Annotated in this window: 14 protein-coding genes; 6 read left to right on the top strand and 8 right to left on the bottom strand. The window is 71.0% G+C overall.

What is annotated here, in order from left to right; all coding sequences use genetic code 11:
* Positions 1 to 5: 5 nt before the first annotated feature.
* Entirely contained in the window at positions 6 to 1,157 is a 1,152-nt protein-coding gene (locus ACMCNO_RS21875; RefSeq protein ID WP_412751329.1) for an ABC transporter ATP-binding protein, read from the top strand.
* A gap of 158 nt (positions 1,158 to 1,315) precedes the next feature.
* Here ACMCNO_RS21875 and ACMCNO_RS21870 read toward each other — a convergent pair whose 3' ends face one another.
* The 5 genes from ACMCNO_RS21870 to ACMCNO_RS21850 form a co-directional block, all read right to left on the bottom strand.
* Entirely contained in the window at positions 1,316 to 1,690 is a 375-nt protein-coding gene (locus ACMCNO_RS21870) for an AtzH-like domain-containing protein (protein ID WP_412751328.1), read from the bottom strand.
* Positions 1,691 to 1,751: 61 nt separating this feature from the next.
* The gene (locus tag ACMCNO_RS21865; protein WP_412751327.1) at positions 1,752 to 3,371 is read right to left on the bottom strand and encodes a regulator; all 1,620 of its coding nucleotides are present in this window, start codon (positions 3,369 to 3,371) and stop codon (positions 1,752 to 1,754) included.
* A 24-nt stretch (positions 3,372 to 3,395) separates the two neighbouring features.
* Entirely contained in the window at positions 3,396 to 4,049 is a 654-nt protein-coding gene (locus ACMCNO_RS21860; RefSeq protein WP_412751326.1) for a cysteine hydrolase family protein, read from the bottom strand.
* 1 nt (position 4,050) lies between these two features.
* Positions 4,051 to 4,746 (bottom strand): cysteine hydrolase family protein, encoded by a 696-nt coding sequence (locus ACMCNO_RS21855; RefSeq protein WP_412751325.1) that lies wholly within the window; start codon positions 4,744 to 4,746, stop codon positions 4,051 to 4,053.
* Between the two features lie 70 nt (positions 4,747 to 4,816).
* Positions 4,817 to 5,452 carry a GntR family transcriptional regulator gene (locus ACMCNO_RS21850; RefSeq protein ID WP_412751324.1) on the bottom strand — a complete coding sequence of 212 codons (636 nt, stop codon included), beginning with the start codon at positions 5,450 to 5,452 and terminating at the stop codon, positions 4,817 to 4,819.
* A 527-nt stretch (positions 5,453 to 5,979) separates the two neighbouring features.
* On the opposite strand from ACMCNO_RS21850, the gene ACMCNO_RS21845 reads away from it, so the two are divergent.
* The 5 genes from ACMCNO_RS21845 to atzF are packed head-to-tail and all read left to right on the top strand — an operon-like array spanning position 5,980 to position 12,553.
* On the top strand, positions 5,980 to 7,524 hold the full coding sequence (locus ACMCNO_RS21845; protein ID WP_412751323.1) for an amino acid permease: 1,545 nt from the start codon (positions 5,980 to 5,982) through the stop codon (positions 7,522 to 7,524).
* The gene (locus ACMCNO_RS21840) at positions 7,521 to 8,237 is read left to right on the top strand and encodes an urea amidolyase associated protein UAAP1 (protein WP_412751322.1); all 717 of its coding nucleotides are present in this window, start codon (positions 7,521 to 7,523) and stop codon (positions 8,235 to 8,237) included. Before ACMCNO_RS21845 ends, ACMCNO_RS21840 begins: the two co-directional genes overlap by 4 nt.
* Positions 8,234 to 8,857, top strand: a complete 624-nt coding sequence (locus ACMCNO_RS21835; RefSeq protein ID WP_412751321.1) for an urea amidolyase associated protein UAAP2 — start codon at positions 8,234 to 8,236, stop codon at positions 8,855 to 8,857. The genes ACMCNO_RS21840 and ACMCNO_RS21835 overlap by 4 nt, the downstream gene beginning before the upstream one ends.
* Positions 8,854 to 10,860, top strand: coding sequence for a 5-oxoprolinase/urea amidolyase family protein (locus ACMCNO_RS21830; RefSeq protein WP_412751320.1), 2,007 nt, complete (start codon positions 8,854 to 8,856; stop codon positions 10,858 to 10,860). The genes ACMCNO_RS21835 and ACMCNO_RS21830 overlap by 4 nt, the downstream gene beginning before the upstream one ends.
* Complete coding sequence (gene atzF / locus ACMCNO_RS21825) at positions 10,814 to 12,553, top strand: allophanate hydrolase (RefSeq protein WP_412751319.1); 1,740 nt, start codon at positions 10,814 to 10,816, stop codon at positions 12,551 to 12,553. Before ACMCNO_RS21830 ends, atzF begins: the two co-directional genes overlap by 47 nt.
* A gap of 530 nt (positions 12,554 to 13,083) precedes the next feature.
* On the opposite strand, the gene ACMCNO_RS21820 is transcribed toward atzF, so the two are convergent.
* From ACMCNO_RS21820 to ACMCNO_RS21810, 3 genes are all read right to left on the bottom strand, one after another.
* On the bottom strand, positions 13,084 to 14,496 hold the full coding sequence (locus ACMCNO_RS21820) for an ATP-binding protein (RefSeq protein ID WP_412751318.1): 1,413 nt from the start codon (positions 14,494 to 14,496) through the stop codon (positions 13,084 to 13,086).
* Positions 14,493 to 15,173 (bottom strand): response regulator transcription factor, encoded by a 681-nt coding sequence (locus tag ACMCNO_RS21815; RefSeq protein WP_412751317.1) that lies wholly within the window; start codon positions 15,171 to 15,173, stop codon positions 14,493 to 14,495. The genes ACMCNO_RS21820 and ACMCNO_RS21815 overlap by 4 nt, the downstream gene beginning before the upstream one ends.
* Positions 15,174 to 15,406: 233 nt before the next feature.
* Entirely contained in the window at positions 15,407 to 15,910 is a 504-nt protein-coding gene (locus ACMCNO_RS21810) for a hypothetical protein (RefSeq protein ID WP_412751316.1), read from the bottom strand.
* Positions 15,911 to 16,245 lie beyond the last annotated feature (335 nt).

Raw genomic sequence — 16,245 nt, 5'->3', positions numbered from 1 at the left:
CCGGTGTGAAGGTCAGCGCCAGAGGGGTGGCGAAGACCTTCCCGGCTCCCGGCGGCGCCGCGGGCACACCCGCCCGCGGCGCCGCCGGTGAGGCGGCCGTCGGCTACGTCGCGCTGCGCGACTTCGACCTTCAGGTACGTAGTGGGGAGTTCCCGGTCATCGTCGGCCCGAGCGGATGCGGGAAGTCCACCGCGCTCAACCTGATCGGCGGCCTGGACCGGCCGACCGAGGGCGAGCTGCTGCTGGACGGCCGTCCCATCGACGGCCCGGGCCTGGACCGCGGGATCGTCTTCCAGCAGTACGCCCTCTTCCCGTGGCGAACCGCACTGGGCAACGTCGAGTTCGGGCTGCAGTCCAAGGGCGTCGGACGCGCGGAACGCACCCGGATCGCCCGCGACCATCTCGCCCTGGTCGGCCTGTCCGCGTTCGCCGACAACTACCCGCACACCCTGTCGGGTGGGATGAAGCAGCGGGTCGCGATCGCCCGCGCGCTCGCGTACGACCCGGACGTGCTGCTGATGGACGAGCCGTTCGCGGCTCTGGACGCACAGACCCGCGAGAGCCTCCAGGTGCAGCTCGTACGGATCTGGCAGGAGACCCGCAAGACCGTCGTGTTCATCACCCACCGCATCGAGGATGCGGTCTACCTCGACGCCGGCCGGCAAGACGATCACCGGGCCGGAGTGCATCCGCCCCAACGAGAACGGGGGCGGCCGCGCCGTCCCGGTCGACGGTCCCGGGAGGTTCACCGTCGTCATCGACCCGGACCACACCAACCTGGCCGACGTGTCGCTGCGCCTGTACCGCATCCCGGCCGACGCCACGACCGACCTGACCGTCGGCGGGAATCCGGTCAGCCTGAAGCTGGCTCCGGGGCAGAACGGCACGTTCGCCCTGGCGTACACCGCGGACACCGGCCCGATCACGCTGCACTGCCAGCTCACGCCGGACGCCCGCAACGTCGCGCGTCTGCTGGGCCCGGACGGTCGCCAGATCACGGAAAGCAGCTGCTCTCGGGCTTCGACGAGACCTACCCGGAGTGGCGGTTCAAGAGCCCGGGCACGTACACACTCGTGGTGGAGCCGGGTTCGGACGCGGCCCCCGAGGTCAAGGCGTGGGTCACCCGCGATTCCGCGCCGACCACCGCGGCCCGGTAGCTCGCTGACTGGCCGTCCCCGGCCTCACCGGACATCGGTGAGGCCGGGGATGGGCGGACCGGATCAGCTGGTGGTCAGCCTCACCAGGCGGCGATGTCGATGGCGTCGACGTGACGCCACTCCCCACTGGACAATTGCGGGACATTTCTGCGGGCCCGTCAGGCGTACGCGGGACTACTGACGTGGGCGGTGATGATGCGCCAGCCTTCGGACAGGCGTACCCAGGTCTGCGACTGGCGGCCGAGGACCTCGTTGTCCGGGTAGCCGAACAGTGTGGTCACCACGGCGACGTCCGCGCCGTACGTGGTGATGATCGTGTCCTTTAGGCGGCGGCCGGGGGGCAGCGGCGGTTGCGCGCGCCGCCAGGCCGCCTGTTCGGCCAGGCCGACCTGCCGGTCGGCGATGCCGATGCGTACGGCATCCGGGGCGAAGAAGCCGACGATACGGTCGACCTCGCCCGCGACGAGGGCCGCCTCGTAGGCCTCGAAGACCGCGCCGACCTCTGCCACGATGGCCGGCTGATTGACCTGCATGGCGCCTCCGATGTGCGGGTCGGTGGTCCGGTGATCCCGGACCACCGGTCTCAGCTGGTGTTCAGACGGGAGTGCTGGCGGCCTTCTCGCGGGGTTCCGGTACGCCGCCCTCGGGCGCTCCGGTGAACTGGTTGCCGCCGGCGTGCAGGCGTTCGAGCGCCAGTTCCTCGGCGTCCGGTTGCCGGGGAGTGGGGCGGCCCAGGGCGAACAGCACACACACCACCGTCAGGAACACATAGCCGAGGGTCACCGGGCCGTCGGCGTTCCACTGCACCTTCTCTGCGTGGATGAGCCCGACGAAGGTCAGCACCGCGCCCGCGCCGGAGAAGATCGCCGCCTGCCAGAACCGTTTGTCGATGATGAAGGCGACGATGGCACCCAGCACCAGGCCGGCCAGGATCGCACCTTCGCCCAGGGTCTTGAGGCCGTCGTAGACGACGCCCGCACCGGCCAGCGTGCTGGTGCCCACCTGGGCCGCACTCGTGCCGGCCGCCGCGAGGGCGTTGTCCAGCAGGCCGGTGGCCCAGGCGGCGATGTTGGGGATGAGCGCGGCGACGACCGCTGCCGCGTGTGCCCGGGGCGTGGCCTGGAACGCCTGTGCGCCGATGAGCAGGCCGATGTAGAGCAGGATCGGCACGATGGCCGCGGTGGGGAAGATCGTGCCGAGGAGGCCGAACATCCCGAAGAAGCAGAGCAGCGCGATGACGACGCCGGTCGCCATGGAGTATCCGGTACGGCCACCCGCCGCCTTCCAGCCCGGGTGCCCGACGTACACGGCGGGCGGGAACGGGGACCCGAGCATCGAGCCGATGACCGCGCCCCCGCCGTCGGCGAGGAGCACACTGCGCAGGTTGTACCGGTCTCCCGCGCTCGCCGCGCTCTCCACGTTGGTCATCGCCTCGGTGAAGTTGTAGACGCCGAGGGGAATCGCCGTGGCCAGCAGTGGGGCCATGTCGCGCAGGCCGTCGACGAGCAGGCCGATCTTCAGGTGCGGGAAGGCGAACGCGATGTCCTCGGCGGCGGCCTGGACGTCCGGCACCGACATGGCGCCGCCGAGCCAGCCGATCGCGGTACCGACCAGCAGCGCGACGAGGCCGATGGGCAGGTTGAACGGCAGCCGTACGTCGGTGAGCAGGCCGACCAGCAGCAGGCCGAAGACGGGCAGGGCGATCCAGGCGGCCTGCCACATCCGGCCGGCCGGGTTCATCGAGATGAAGGTGATCGAGATGCCGGCCAGCGTCCCCAGCAGCGCCGCCCGGGGTGCGTACTTGCGGATGTACGGGCCGACGAACGCACCGATCAGCACGATCACGCCGATGATGAACGCCCAGGCGATGCCGGCCGTCCACGCCTGGATCGGATCCTTCGTGCGCAGGTAGATGGGCAGCATGATGACGAAGATGACGATGAACATGTGCGGGACGCTCGGCCCGTACGGCATGGCCGTGACGTCGGTGCGGTTCTCCCGGCGGGCCAGCCGTCGCGCCAGGTAGGTGTAGTAGATGTTGCCGAGCACCAGCGCGATGCCGAGAGCCGGCAGGATCACCCCGAAGACGTCACCCGCCGGCATCTGCACGACGCCGATGCACAGGCCGGTCAGAGTCAGCACGTTGACCAAAACGTTGATGCCGAAGCCGAAGAATGCGTTCGTGTCGCCGCGTACCCAATAAGGAAGTTTCATCGTGTGCTCCTAGAGATGGTGCTCCTAGAGATGGACCGACGTGGAATCCGCGACCCAGCCGAAAATGCCGCCCTGAGCGGCGATCATCTCCAGGCCGACGCGCTGAAATTCGGGGAAGTAGGAGCCGACGCAGTCGGCGAGCACGAGGCATTCGTAGCCGCGGTCGTTGGCCTCGCGGACCGTGGTGTGTACGCACACCTCGGTCGTCACGCCCGCCACGAGCAGGCTGCGGATGCCGAGCTCATCGAGCAGTTGCTGAAGTCCGGTGGCGTAGAACGCGCCCTTTCCGGGCTTGTCGACGACGGCCTCGCCCGGTGCCGGACGCAGTTCGTCGATGATGTCGTGGCCGTGTTCGCCGCGGATGAGGATGCGACCGAACGCCCCGGGGTCGCCGATGCGCTTGCTCGGCGCGCCGCGTTCGAGTTTGGCGGGTGGGCAGTCGGACAGGTCGGGCAGATGGCCTTCCCGGGTGTGGATGACCGGCAGCCCGGCGGCGCGCCATCGGGTCAGGAAGGCGGACAGCGGAGCGATCGTCCGGCGCAGTTGCGTGACGTCGTTGCCGAGACTCTCGCCGAAGCCGCCCGGTTCGAGGAAGTCCCGCTGCATGTCGATGACGAGCAGCGCCGCACTGTCCGGCGTGAAGGTGAAGGCCGACGGCTGCGCCTCGACGGTGGGCATCTCAGGCCTCCGTCCCGGCGATGACGTCGTCGCTCGTGGCGACGGCTCCGAAGACGCCGCCCTGCATGGTCACCATGTGCAGGGCGGCGGCGTGGTTCGCCGGATCCGTGGCACCCGTGCAGTCGGAGAGGATCAGGCATTCGTAGCCGCGGTCGTTGGCCTCGCGCATCGTCGTGTGCACGCACACGTCGGTGGTGATTCCGGTCAGCAGTAGGTGGGTGATGCCCCGGGTACGCAGTACGAGGTCCAGGTTCGTGGCGTAGAAGGCGCCCTTGCCGGGCTTGTCCACGATCACCTCACCCGGCGCAGGCGCGACCTCGGGCACGATCTCCCAGCCGGGTTCTCCACGGACCAGGATCCGCCCGCACGGGCCGGGACCGCCGATCTCGGCGCCGATCCGGGCCGACCGCCACCGCTTGTTCGCGGGCAGATCGGACAGGTCCGGGTCGTGGCCCTCGCGGGTGTGCACGACGAGCATGCCGAGACGGCGGGCGTGCGCGAGGAGCCTGGCGGTGGCGGGCAGGCCCGCTCGGGTGAGCGCGATGTCGTAGCCCATCGCGTCGACGTAGCCGCCGGGACCGCAGAAGTCGGTCTGCCAGTCGATGCAGATCAGGGCGGTACGCTCGACCGGCACGGTGCCGTCGTACGGCCAGAGGTAGGGGGTGGCCTTGACCGGGCCGATGGTAACGTCCGTCATTCCGTCGATTGTCGACCGTTCTGTTTCGACGGACTTCACAGTGTGTATCGCCGGGATGTCCTGACGTGATCTACAGCAGATAGGTGCGGGATCCGTGCGCGCTCAACGTCGAGATGATGGCGTTCACATCGTTCTCGGCGACCGCGGCGAGCAGGCGCTCATGCCGGTGCAACCCGTCGGCCGCCGCGGTGACCTCGGCCTCCCGGCGCAGATTCGCCGCCATGTAGAGCTGCAGTCGCACCAGGACCGACTCGTACAGCCGGCAGAGCTGACGATTGCCGCCGAGCGCGACCAACTCGACGTGGAAGCTGCGGTGCGCGTCGGCGATCGCCGGGCGGTCGCCCTCCTCCGTTGACTTGCGCATCGTGTCCAGCGCCTGCTGCAACGCGGACAGGTCGGCGTCCGGGGGGATGCTCGCCGCCGCGTGCCGTTCGAGGACGTTGCGGATCTCGTAGAGCTCACGGACGTCGTCGTCGGACAGGGTGGCCACGCGCGCGCCCCGCCGCGGTATGTGTTCCACGAGCCCCCGCTGGGCCAGCAGCCGCAGAGCCTCGCGCAGCGGTCCGCGGCTGATGCCCAGCCGTTGGGTCAGCTGCTCCTCGACCAGGCGCTCGCCAGGATAGATGCGGCCGCTGAGGATCTCGCGGCTGAGCCGGTCAAGGGCGAGATCGACGAGGCTTTGACTCTGCAGCTTCCCGTCGCCCACCTGTCGAGTGTGCCAGCCGTGGGCGTCGGCGGGATCGACGGGCGCGGGGATCGGGACCAGCAATGGCATTGAGCAGCGCGGATGTCTGCCCGAGCGGCGACGGATCGGCCCGGTCGTGCGGTGAGACCCTTCTTACCTGCCTGTAACAACCGCGACCCGCCGAGGTGACCGGCGACCGGTGGAGTGGACCACGACCCGCCGCACGGCGGGGCGCCCCTAGGGTTCCGCCGTCGACGACGGGTCCGCGACCGAGAGGGGCAGGCGGGCCGACGAGGGCCCGTTCCACGGCGGGACAAAAACCCGGGAGGCCAGGTCGACCCGCAGGCCGCGGGTCCCGGTCCCGTGGAGTGTCGCCGATGCTTTACCGCTGACCCCTCGCAACACCCCATCACCGCGTGGCCCCGCGCGGCGATGCCGCGTACCCCTGGGCCGCCGCAACGGGCGGCCGCCGCCGCCGCTGTGCGGCGGCCTTGAATCCCCGCCGTGCGGCGGGGCGCATCGCCTTCCTGCAACAGAAAGGCCGGCAGATGGTCGCCGTCACCCCCACGGTCGCGCCGGATCGTGCGGACATCGACAGCTCGGTGCTCGCCGAATTCGGGTACCAGCAGCAACTGCACCGCAAGCTCGGTCCCTTCGCGGCGTTCGCCTCGGGGTTCTCCTTCGTCTCGATCCTCACCACGGTCTTCCAGCTGTTCGCTTTCGGGTTCGGCTTCGCCGGGCCCGCCTTCTTCTGGACCTGGCCGCTGGTCTTCGCCGGCCAGCTGATGGTCGCCCTGGTCTTCGCCGAGCTGGCCGTGCGGTACCCGATCTCGGGCTGCATCTACCAGTGGTCGCGGCGGCTCTCCAACGGGGTCACCGGCTGGTTCGCGGGCTGGTTCATGCTGATCGGCCAGGTCGTCAGCGTGGCCGCGGCCGCCATCGCGCTGCAGGTCGTCCTGCCGTCGATCTGGCCGGGCTTCCAGGTCGTGTCCGGGGACCCGGCGCTCTCGTCGACCAGCGGCGCCACCAACGCGGTGCTGCTCGGCGCGGCGCTGATCACGCTGACCACGGTCATCAACGCGGTCGGGGTACGGGTGATGTCGCTGGTCAACAGCGTCGGCGTGGCCTGCGAGATCGCCGGCGTGGTGCTGCTGGTGGCGCTGCTGTTCGGGCATGCCGAGCGCGGCCCGTCCGTGGTCACGGACACCGGGCACGCGGGCGGCAGCGGCTACGCCATGGCGTTCCTCGCCTCGGCGCTGATGGCCGCGTACGTCATGTACGGCTTCGACAGCGCCGGTGAGCTCGCCGAGGAAACGCGTGCGCCGCGCCGTACCGCCCCGCGGGCCATCATCCGGGCGCTGGTGGTGTCCGGCATCGGTGGTGGCCTGCTGCTCATCGCGGGCCTGATGGCCGCGCCCAGTCTCACCGACGGCAACCTGATCGCCGGCGGCCTTCCGTACGTGGTGACCAGCCAGCTCGGCACGAGCCTGGGCCGGGCCCTGCTGGTCGACGTGGCGATCGCGGTGTTCGTGTGCACGCTGGCCATCCAGACCGCCGCCACCCGGCTGATGTTCTCGATGTCCCGCGACGGGGTGCTGCCGTTCTCCACGCGGCTTGCCCGGGTGAACGGCCGGACCGGCACCCCGCTGCTGCCGGCCGTGGTGATCGGGGTGCTGGCCGTCGCGATCCTGCTGGTCAACGTCGGGCAGGGCGCCCTGTTCACGGCCCTGACCAGCGTCGCGGTTGTCGTGGTGTACCTGGCGTACCTGCTGGTCACCGTCCCGGTGCTGGTGCGCCGGATGCGCGGCGGCTGGGCGTCGACCGTGCCGGACGGTCACTTCGGGCTGGGCCGCTGGGGTCTGCCGGTGAATCTGGCCGCGGTGGTGTTCGGCGCCTTCATGGTCGTCAACATGGCGTGGCCGCGGGAAGAGGTGTACAACCCGACCGGTGGCCCCGCGTACCTGCGGTACTTCGCGGGGATTGCGCTGGCGGTGATCGTCGGGCTGGGCCTGGTCGCCTATGTCGCCCGCCACCGCCGGCGGCGCCCGCCCGCCGCGGCGGCGGCGGCGGCGATTCAGGGTGGTGCCTCATGACCCAGGGATATCGGCATGACGTGCCCGGCGGGGCCGCCTGGTCGCTGACGCTCCGGTGCGGGTCGATCCTGCGGCTCGAGGCCCGCGGGACCGACGCGGTGGCCAGCGTGCTGCTGTTCGCCGCCGCGGACCCGATGGAGCGGCTGAACGTCCCGGACACGCTGAAGGCGCAGATGTCCGCCCGGATCACCCCGCCCATGGTGCTCATGTCCGACCTCGGCCGGGCCCTCGCTTCCGTCACCGGTTCCTCGCTGGACTGGCACGACGCGATCACGGGGCACAGCATCGACGCCGACCTGGACCGTTTCGGGACCTCCGACTACGGCCGCGACCGCAACGGCTGGCGGCGCAGCGCCCGCAGCCTGCTGCTCGATGAGCTGTACGTGCACGGCCTGGGCGAGCGGGATCTGCACGCCTGCGTGAACTTCTTCGCCAAGGCGGCGCCCGCATCCGACGATCGGGCGGCGCTGGCGTACGTGCCCGGCCACGCCGGCACCGGCGACTGGGTGCGCCTGCGCGCCGAGCAGGACCTGCTGGTGGTGCTGGCCACCGCGCCGCATCCGTTGGATCCGGCACCGCGCTGGGACCCGGCGCCGGTCCGCGCCGACGTCGCCGCCGGTGATCCGGGCCCGATCGGCGCCGACGACCCCAGCATGACGTTCCGTGCCGAGTCCGCCCGCGCGCTGGCCGCCGCCGAGAGGAGCCTGCTGTGACCGCCGTGGTGCACACCCCCGGCCTGCTCGACGTGACCGTGGCCGCCGGGGACGGCTGGATCGGGGAGATCCCGGCCGGTGGCCGGCTGCGCATCGTCGATCTGCACGGCAACCAGGCCGTCGACACCCTGATCTACGACGCGCGCGACACGGCCAACCGGTACAGCGCGGTGGACACCATCCGCGCTCAGGGAGCGGTCTATCTGACCACCGGATCGGTGCTGCGCAGCGTCCGGCACGACCCGCTGGCGACCATCGTGGACGACACCTGCGGGCGCCACGACACCCTCGGCGGGGCCTGCGCCAAGGAGAGCAACGTGGTCCGCTACGGCGAACACACCCGCCACCAGCACGCCTGCCGCGCAACCTTCCTGCGCTACGCGGTCACACGCGGTCTGGACAAGCGCGACCTCACCCACAACATCAACTTCTTCATGAACGTGCCGGTCACCCCCGACGGCGGACTCACCTTCGCGGACGGCGTCTCCGCGTCTGGCAAGCACGTCGAACTGCGTGCGGAACGGGACATCCTGGTGCTGATCAGCAACTGCCCGCAGCTGAACAATCCCTGCAACGGCTACGACCCGACGCCGGTACGGCTGCTGGGGTGGGCGCGATGACGCCCGCGTTCGAAATCCTCGTGCCGGGCATCCAGACCACCGTGCAGGACCTGCCCGGCCGGACCGGGCTGTGGGGGGTCGGGGTGCCGCCGTCGGGCGCCTGGGACGACCTGTCCTTCGGCCTCGCCAACCGGGCGGTCGGCAACCCGCCCGGGGCTGCCGGGCTGGAGGCGGTGCTGCGCGGACCGAAGCTGCGCGCCCTCACCGACACGGTGATCTGCGTGAGCGGTGCCGCCACCGCGGCCACACTGGACGGCATCGCGGTGACGCCCGGCCACCCGACACCGGTCGCGGCCGGGCAGGCCCTGGACCTCGGCCCCGCCAAGGGGCCGGGGCTGCGCAGCTACCTGGCCGTCCGGGGCGGACTCGCGGTGCCCCCGGCCCTCGGCAGCGCCGCCACGTTCCTGCTCGGAGGTTTCGGCGGGCACGAAGGGCGGGCGCTGGCCAAGGACGACATCCTGCACGCGGGAACCGCGGCCACGGCGGAGCAGTCCGAGGTGCTGCTGCCCGAGCTGACCGGCGACTGGGAGCTGCGGGTGCTGCCCGGCCCGCACGGTGCACCCGAGCACCTGTCCGAGGCGGGGATCGCCGAGCTGTTCGCCGCGCAGTGGCGGGTCGACCACCGCGCCGACCGTACCGGGGTGCGCCTGGCCGGGCCGAGCCCGCGCTGGTCACGCAGCGACGGCGGCGACGCGGGACTGCACCCCAGCAACATCCACGACAGCGCGTACCCGGTCGGCGGGATCATGATCTCGGGGGACACTCCGGTGATCGTCGGGCCGGACGGGCCCAGCCTCGGTGGTTTCGTGGTGGCGGCCGTGGTGATCCGGGCGGACCGGTGGAAGCTCGCCCAGGCGCGGCCCGGCGACCGGATCCGGCTGGTCCCGGTGTCACCCGAGGACGCCGACGCGGCCAACGAGGACCACCGGGCCCGGCTCGCGGGGGAGCAGCCCCGGCCGCGGCCGGTCACCGTTCGGGACGGGCGGCGGCCCGCGCCGCTGGCCGAGATACCCGCCGACGGGGACCGACCGGCGCTGACCGTACGGCGGGCCGGTGACCACCACGCGCTGGTGGAGGCGGGCCCGGCCGTTTTGGATCTCGCCGTGCGCCTGCGCATCCACCTGCTGGCCGGTGCGCTTGCCGGCGACGACCGCATCGTCGAAGCCGTGGAGGGGGTCCGTTCATTGCTGCTCGCGGTCGACGAGCGGAGGCTGCCGTTGCCCGCGCTGGCCGAACGGGTCGCGGCCGCGTGGGCCGCACTGCCCGATCCACGCACGGTGGAACTGACCGCCCGCGAGGTCACCATGCCGATCGCCTTCGACGACCCGTCGGTGCACGAGGCGATGGCCCGCTACCAGTCCGGGGTTCGGCCCGACGCGCCGTGGTGCCCCGACAACGTCGAGTTCATCCGGCGCATCAACGGGCTGGACCGGCGCGGGGACGTGTTCGACATCGTGAGCTCGGCGGCGTACCTGGTGGTCGGGCTCGGCGACGTCTATCTCGGCGCGCCCGTGGCGGTGCCGCTGGACCCGCGGCACCGGCTGGTGACCACCAAGTACAACCCGCCGCGCACCTGGACCCCGGCCAACGCGGTCGGCATCGGCGGCGTGTACCTGTGCGTGTACGGCATGGAAGGACCGGGTGGGTACCAGCTGGTCGGCCGCACCGTGCCGGTGTGGCGCCACGACCCGGACAGCACCGATCCGCCGTGGCTGCTGCGGCAGTTCGACGTGCTGCGGTTTACCCCCGTGACGCCGCAGCGGCTGGAGGAGTTGCGGGCCGATGTCGCCGCGGGCCGGTCCGGGCTCGCGACCCGGCCGGTGACACTGCGGCTGGCGGGCCTGCTCGACACCGCGGACGCGGCGCAGTTCACCGCCCGGCGCGCCGAGGCGTTCGCCGCCGAACGCGACCGGTGGGCCGCCCAGGCGCTCCCGGCGGACGGTCGTGCGGGCGCCGATGCGTTCGGCGAGCGCGCCCAGCAGCAGCCGGTGGGTGCGGCATGACCGAGCGCACCGGGCGCACGCCCGGAGGTGCCGCATGACGGCGACCGAACCGCGACGGGCCGCACCGGCGGCGGCGAGCGGGCAGCCCGTATGGATCACGGAGCTGCCCGCTGACGAGGTGGCGGCCTTCGCGGCCGCCGCCCCGGACGGGCCGTTGACCGGCGTACGGTTCGGCATCAAGGACAACCTGGACCTGGCGGGACATCCCACGACCGCTGCCTGTCCCGGACTGGCCGACTCGATCGCCGCCACGTCCGCGGTCGCGGTGCAACGGCTGGTCGACGCGGGTGCCGTTCCGGTCGGCAAGACCAACATGGACCAATTCGCCACCGGACTGGTCGGTACTCGCAGCCCGCACGGTGCCTGCCACAGCGTGCACAGCCCGCAGCACGTCAGTGGCGGCAGCAGCTCCGGCAGCGCGGTCGCCGTGGCCAGCGGGCAGGTGCCCCTGGCCCTGGGCACGGACACCGCCGGGTCCGGCCGGGTGCCCGCCGCGTTCAACGGCATCGTCGGGATCAAGCCGACCCGGGGGCTGATTTCCACCCGCGGCCTGCTGCCGGCCTGCCGATCGCTGGACTGCGTCACCACCTTCAGCCGTACGGTTGCCGAAGGCGTGGCGGCCCTGGCGGTCGTCGCCGAGCCGGATCCCGGCGATCCCTGGTCGCGGCCTGCGCCGCCGAACCCCGCCCCCGGGGTGGCGGCGCGGATGAGGGTGGTCGCCGTGCCCGACGGGGACCTCGACCTCGACCCGGTGCACCGGGCTGCGTGGGAGGCGGCGCTGCGCCGGCTCGACACGGTGGCCGCCCACGTCGTGCCGGTCGACGTGACGGCGTTCCTGGCGACGGCCCGGCTGCTGTACGGCGGGCCGTGGCTGGCCGAACGGTGGGCCGCGTTCGGTGCGTACCTGTCCGCGCCCGGTGTGGACCCGACCGTGCGGGCCGTCGTCACCCCGGGCCGGGACGTGCCGGGGCCGGAGGTGTTCCGTGGACTCGACCAGCTCGCAGGGCTGCGCCGGCGGACCGAGGCGGTCTGGCCGGACGTGGACGCGTTGATGCTGCCGGTCACCCCCGGCCATCCCACCCTGGCCGAGGTCGCCGCCGACCCGGTCGGGGTCAACAGCCGGCTGGGCACGTACACGAACTTCGTCAATCTGCTGGACCTGTGCGCGGTCGCCGTTCCGGCGGGCACCCGGCCGGACGGACTGCCGTTCGGAGTGCAGTTCGTGGCGCCCGCCTTCGCCGACCGGCCCCTGCTGGACCTGGCCGCGGCGTGGTGCGGCGAACCGGTCGCCGCATCCTCCCCGGCGGCCGGGACCAGCCTGGTGGCGATCGTCGGAGCGCACCTGAGCGGAATGCCGCTCAACCCGCAACTGGTGCAGCTGGGCGGGCTGCTGCACGCCCGGGCACGGACCGCGCCGGGCTACCGGCTGTACCGGTTGCCGGGGCCGGGAGTGGCCCGGCCGGGACTGGTGTTCACCGGCGACGGACCCACCACCGGCATTGCGCTGGAGGTGTGGCAGATGCCGCACCAGGCGGTGGGACGGCTGCTGGACACCGTGCCGCCGCCGCTCTGCCTCGGCACCGTACGGCTGGACGACGGCACATCGGTCACCGGTTTCCTGGCCGGGGAGCACGGGGTGCGCGACGCGGTGGACGTCACCGCGGCCGGCGGTTGGCGTGCGGCCTGCGGCTGAACGCCGCGCGCCGGGTCGTTTCCAGACGCTTCCGCTTGTCCTGGAAGGAGGCGGAGAACAGCGGACGCGAAGCCGACGAGGACCCCTACGGGGACAGGATCACGATCGCCGGGGCGTCGTGGTCGTGTGGGGTTTCGGTATCGATCTCCCACCGACACGAACCCCACAGCTGGTGGCCCAGAACAGGACGCCGCCTCGATTCGGATCGATTGACGTCGGTGGGAGCGACAGGCGATGTCGGCGGCGGCCACCACCCTGGGGGTCATAGCGATGAGCCAGCTGCGGCCTCATGGGGTGCCATGCCCGAACAGCGCCCCCCGTTTACCCCCCGAAAACCCCCTGCCCATGTTCGACAACTGGTGACAAGAGTCGATCATGCCTTTGCGGTATTTCCGCAGCTCAATGTCAGGTTGTGACGAGCAATGACAAGTCCAGGATCGTAATGGTTGGTAACAAGGGGTCGCAGGTTCAAATCCTGTCAGCCCGACAGGGTGTTCTTGCAGGTCAGAAGGCTGGTCCTTGACCGCCGGTCAAGGATGTGGGTGGGCTTTGTCAAGCCCCGGGTTTGGTGGACTGTCGGGCGGTGCGTTGGAAGGTGAGGCCGGCAGCTGGATGGTGAACAGTGCGCCCCCGTGTGGGTGGTTCGCGGCGCGGATGGTGCCGCCGCTCTGGTGGGTGATCTGCTGTGCGATGGCGAGGCCGAGGCCGGAGCCGGTCACCGCGCGGGCGTCGGCAGCGCGGTGGAAGCGGTCGAAGACGTGGGGAAGATCTGCGGGGTTGATGCCCGGCCCATGATCGCGCACGTCGATGCGGCCGGGACGGACGGTCACCTCGATCGGTGTGCTGGGGTCGGTGAACTTGACGGCGTTGTCCAGGAGGTTGCCGACGGCGCGGAGCAGTTGTTCCGGCTTGGCCGTGAGGCTGGCCGGGGCGGCATCGACGACTATGTGCCGGCCGCTGCGGCGACGGGCCCGCTCGGCGGCGCGGTGCACGAGGTCGACGAGATCGACGTGCCGCTCCTGCTCACCGTCGTACTGGTCGATGGCGACGGCGATGACCTCGTCGACGAGGGCGGACAGCTCTCGCAGTTCGCTGTCGAGGTCGGCCAGGACGCGATCACGCAGGCTCTCGTCGAGGTGGGGGTAGCGTCGCAGCGTGTCCACGTTGGCGCGCAGGCTGGTCAGGGGTGTGCGGAGTTCGTGTCCGGCGTCCTGGACGAGTTGTTGCTGCTGCTCGCGGGACCGGGTGAGGGCGGCGAGCATCGCGGCGAAGGTACGTGCCAGCCGGCCGACCTCGTCACGGCGACCGGTCGGCACGTTGATGCCCAGGTCACCGGTAGTGGCGATCGCCTCGGCGGTGGCGGTGAGCCGGGTCACCGGTGCGCTGGTCCAGCGGGCGAGGAGAACACCGGCCGCGGCCGCGAGCACGATGATCGCCAGACCCGCCGCCGCTGAGCGCCCCCGGACCGAGGCCAGCACGTGCTCAGTTTCGGTCAGGCTCTGAGCGATCCGAAGCTCCCCGTCTCCGAGTCCGATGACCATGACGCGGTAGTCACGCCCGCCCACGGTCTGGGTCCAGGGACCCAGCACGGCACCACCCGACGCCACCGCGGCGGAGGGCCGCGTGAGCCGGACGTTGTCAGGGCCGATGAAGGAGGCGACCTGTCCGTCCGGATAAGCGCACTGCACGATGTCGGGCACACCGACGACCGGTGGCAGACTGGCGACGCCGGCCACGGCGGCATCCCCCAACCCATCGCCGGGACAGTAACTCGCGTTCCCGTCGATGTCGGACGTGACCGCTGCCGCGAAGCCCTTCAGGCCGGTGTCGACCGCCTCGTGCAGCCGCCGCTCGGTGACGGCGTAGTTGATCGCGCCGACCGCAGCGACCGACAGCGCGGCCAGCATGGCGAGCGCGAGCGCGAGGCGGGTGCGCAGGTTCACGGCTCGCGCAAGGTGTAGCCCACACCGCGGACGGTGTGGATCAGGCGGGCCGCCCCGTCGACCTCCATTTTGCGTCGCAGGTAGCCGACATAGACCGCCAGGGCCTTGGAATCGGGCCCGAAGTCGTAGTCCCAGATCCGGCTGTAGATCGTCGAATGGCTGAGCACGACACCGGAGTTGCGGGTGAGTAACTGCAGCAGGTCGAACTCGGTCTTGGTCAGCTCAAGCTCGCGGTCGCCGCGCCAGGCGCGCCGTGCGCCCTCGTCCACAAGCAGATCCGCCGCGCGCAACCTGCGGTCCGGCTCGTCGTAACGGCCTCGCCGCATCAGCGCGCGGACCCGCGCGAACAGTTCGTCCAGGGCGAACGGCTTGGGCAGATAGTCGTCGGCACCGGCGTCCAGACCCGCGACGCGATCCGACACCTCGGTGCGGGCCGTGACCATCAAGATGGGAGTCCGGTTCTCCCCAGCCCGCAGCCGTCGGCAGACGGTGAGCCCGCCGACATGCGGCATCATCAGGTCGAGCACGATCACATCGGCGGGCTGCTGCGCGACGGCCTCGAACACACCCGTCCCGTCTGCGACCGAGTGGACCTCGTAGCCCTCCAGTTCCAGAGCACGCGTGATCGACTCACGCGTGGCGCGGTCGTCCTCGGCGTACAGGATCCGGCTCGCCATACCTATCAGTGCCATGCCTCTCTACACGTGCGGGAAGTGTCGAAGGATAGGGCAGCCCCGCCACCGCGTCGTCCCGGCCGGAGCCGTGCCAAATCCGCACGACCCAGGGGCAGGGTCCGGCACGCCACCTGGGTCAGCCCCACAACACCGACGGCGACCGCGATCCCGCGTTTGGCCACGCCGTACACGGGATCGCGGTCGTCATGTCAGCCTTCTCCTGCCTGCCGGTTGAGTCAGCGGCCGGTCTTACCCACAGCTGACTCGCCGAAGCCGGTCTTGCCGGACTGGAAGGCACCGGTCTTGCCGGACTGGAAGGCACCGGTCTTGCCGGACTGGAAGGCACCAGGCTTGGCCGCAGTCGGCTTGCCAGCTCCGGTCTTGCCCGCCTCGTAGACGCCGGCCTTCTCCACTGCCGGCTGGTCAGCCTTGCCAGCCTTGCCAGCTTTGCCAGCCTTGCCAACCTCGAAACCGCCGGTCGAATTGATGCAGGTTTCACCCGCTTTGCCATCCAGGCGCTTCAGCTCGGACGGGGTCCTGCGCTGACCATCCGCCGTGGTTCCACTCGAGCCGTGGAAGCCGGTGTCACCGACCGTGACGCACTTGTCGGTGATGCTGGTCTGCTGGATCGGCGCCTTGGTCTTGGGTGCCGGGGAGTTGCTGGCGTAGGCGGTGGCGCCGAACCCGCCGGCCAGCAATGCCGCACCCGTCACCACAGCCGCGATCGTCATCTTGCGCATGCGTACTCCTTGACTGTAGAGGACTGGTTCGTCCGCAGTGACCCCGCTCGTTGGGGCCACCAGGAGACTGGCCGACGGCGGTAAGACCAACACCGGAGAATTCCTACAGAGAGGTAAGAGAGTCACCACAGCCCAGCGAACCAAAGGGGGCGCGAGGCGCACATGTGCCGGGCTGGATCCCTGGCACCTCGAGGTCGAAATGACGCCTGATGCAGGAAAGGGGAGCTTGAGTAGGCCGCGTAGGAGCCAGAGGACCGGTGGGGACCACACGTCAGGCACGACCATGCGCGGCCTGCGTCGGGTCACGCGCACCCGAACGGGTGGCATCGGGCGTG

This window comes from Krasilnikovia sp. M28-CT-15 (assembly GCF_047159595.1).
Taxonomy (GTDB): domain Bacteria; phylum Actinomycetota; class Actinomycetes; order Mycobacteriales; family Micromonosporaceae; genus Actinoplanes.
The sequence above is the reverse complement of the archived record's forward strand: the minus strand, read 5'-3'. Positions and strand labels throughout refer to the sequence as shown.

Excerpts from the sequence above, each read along its gene's own strand:
- ACMCNO_RS21870 (WP_412751328.1), bottom strand. The coding sequence starts at position 1,690 with ATGCAGGTCAATCAGCCGGCCATCGTGGCAGAGGTCGGCGCGGTCTTC.
- ACMCNO_RS21840 (WP_412751322.1), top strand. The coding sequence starts at position 7,521 with ATGACCCAGGGATATCGGCATGACGTGCCCGGCGGGGCCGCCTGGTCG.
- ACMCNO_RS21865 (WP_412751327.1), bottom strand. The coding sequence starts at position 3,371 with ATGAAACTTCCTTATTGGGTACGCGGCGACACGAACGCATTCTTCGGC.
- ACMCNO_RS21830 (WP_412751320.1), top strand. The coding sequence starts at position 8,854 with ATGACGCCCGCGTTCGAAATCCTCGTGCCGGGCATCCAGACCACCGTG.
- ACMCNO_RS21815 (WP_412751317.1), bottom strand. The coding sequence starts at position 15,173 with ATGGCGAGCCGGATCCTGTACGCCGAGGACGACCGCGCCACGCGTGAG.
- ACMCNO_RS21860 (WP_412751326.1), bottom strand. The coding sequence starts at position 4,049 with ATGCCCACCGTCGAGGCGCAGCCGTCGGCCTTCACCTTCACGCCGGAC.
- ACMCNO_RS21855 (WP_412751325.1), bottom strand. The coding sequence starts at position 4,746 with ATGACGGACGTTACCATCGGCCCGGTCAAGGCCACCCCCTACCTCTGG.
- ACMCNO_RS21845 (WP_412751323.1), top strand. The coding sequence starts at position 5,980 with ATGGTCGCCGTCACCCCCACGGTCGCGCCGGATCGTGCGGACATCGAC.
- ACMCNO_RS21810 (WP_412751316.1), bottom strand. The coding sequence starts at position 15,910 with ATGCGCAAGATGACGATCGCGGCTGTGGTGACGGGTGCGGCATTGCTG.
- atzF (WP_412751319.1), top strand. The coding sequence starts at position 10,814 with ATGCGTTCGGCGAGCGCGCCCAGCAGCAGCCGGTGGGTGCGGCATGAC.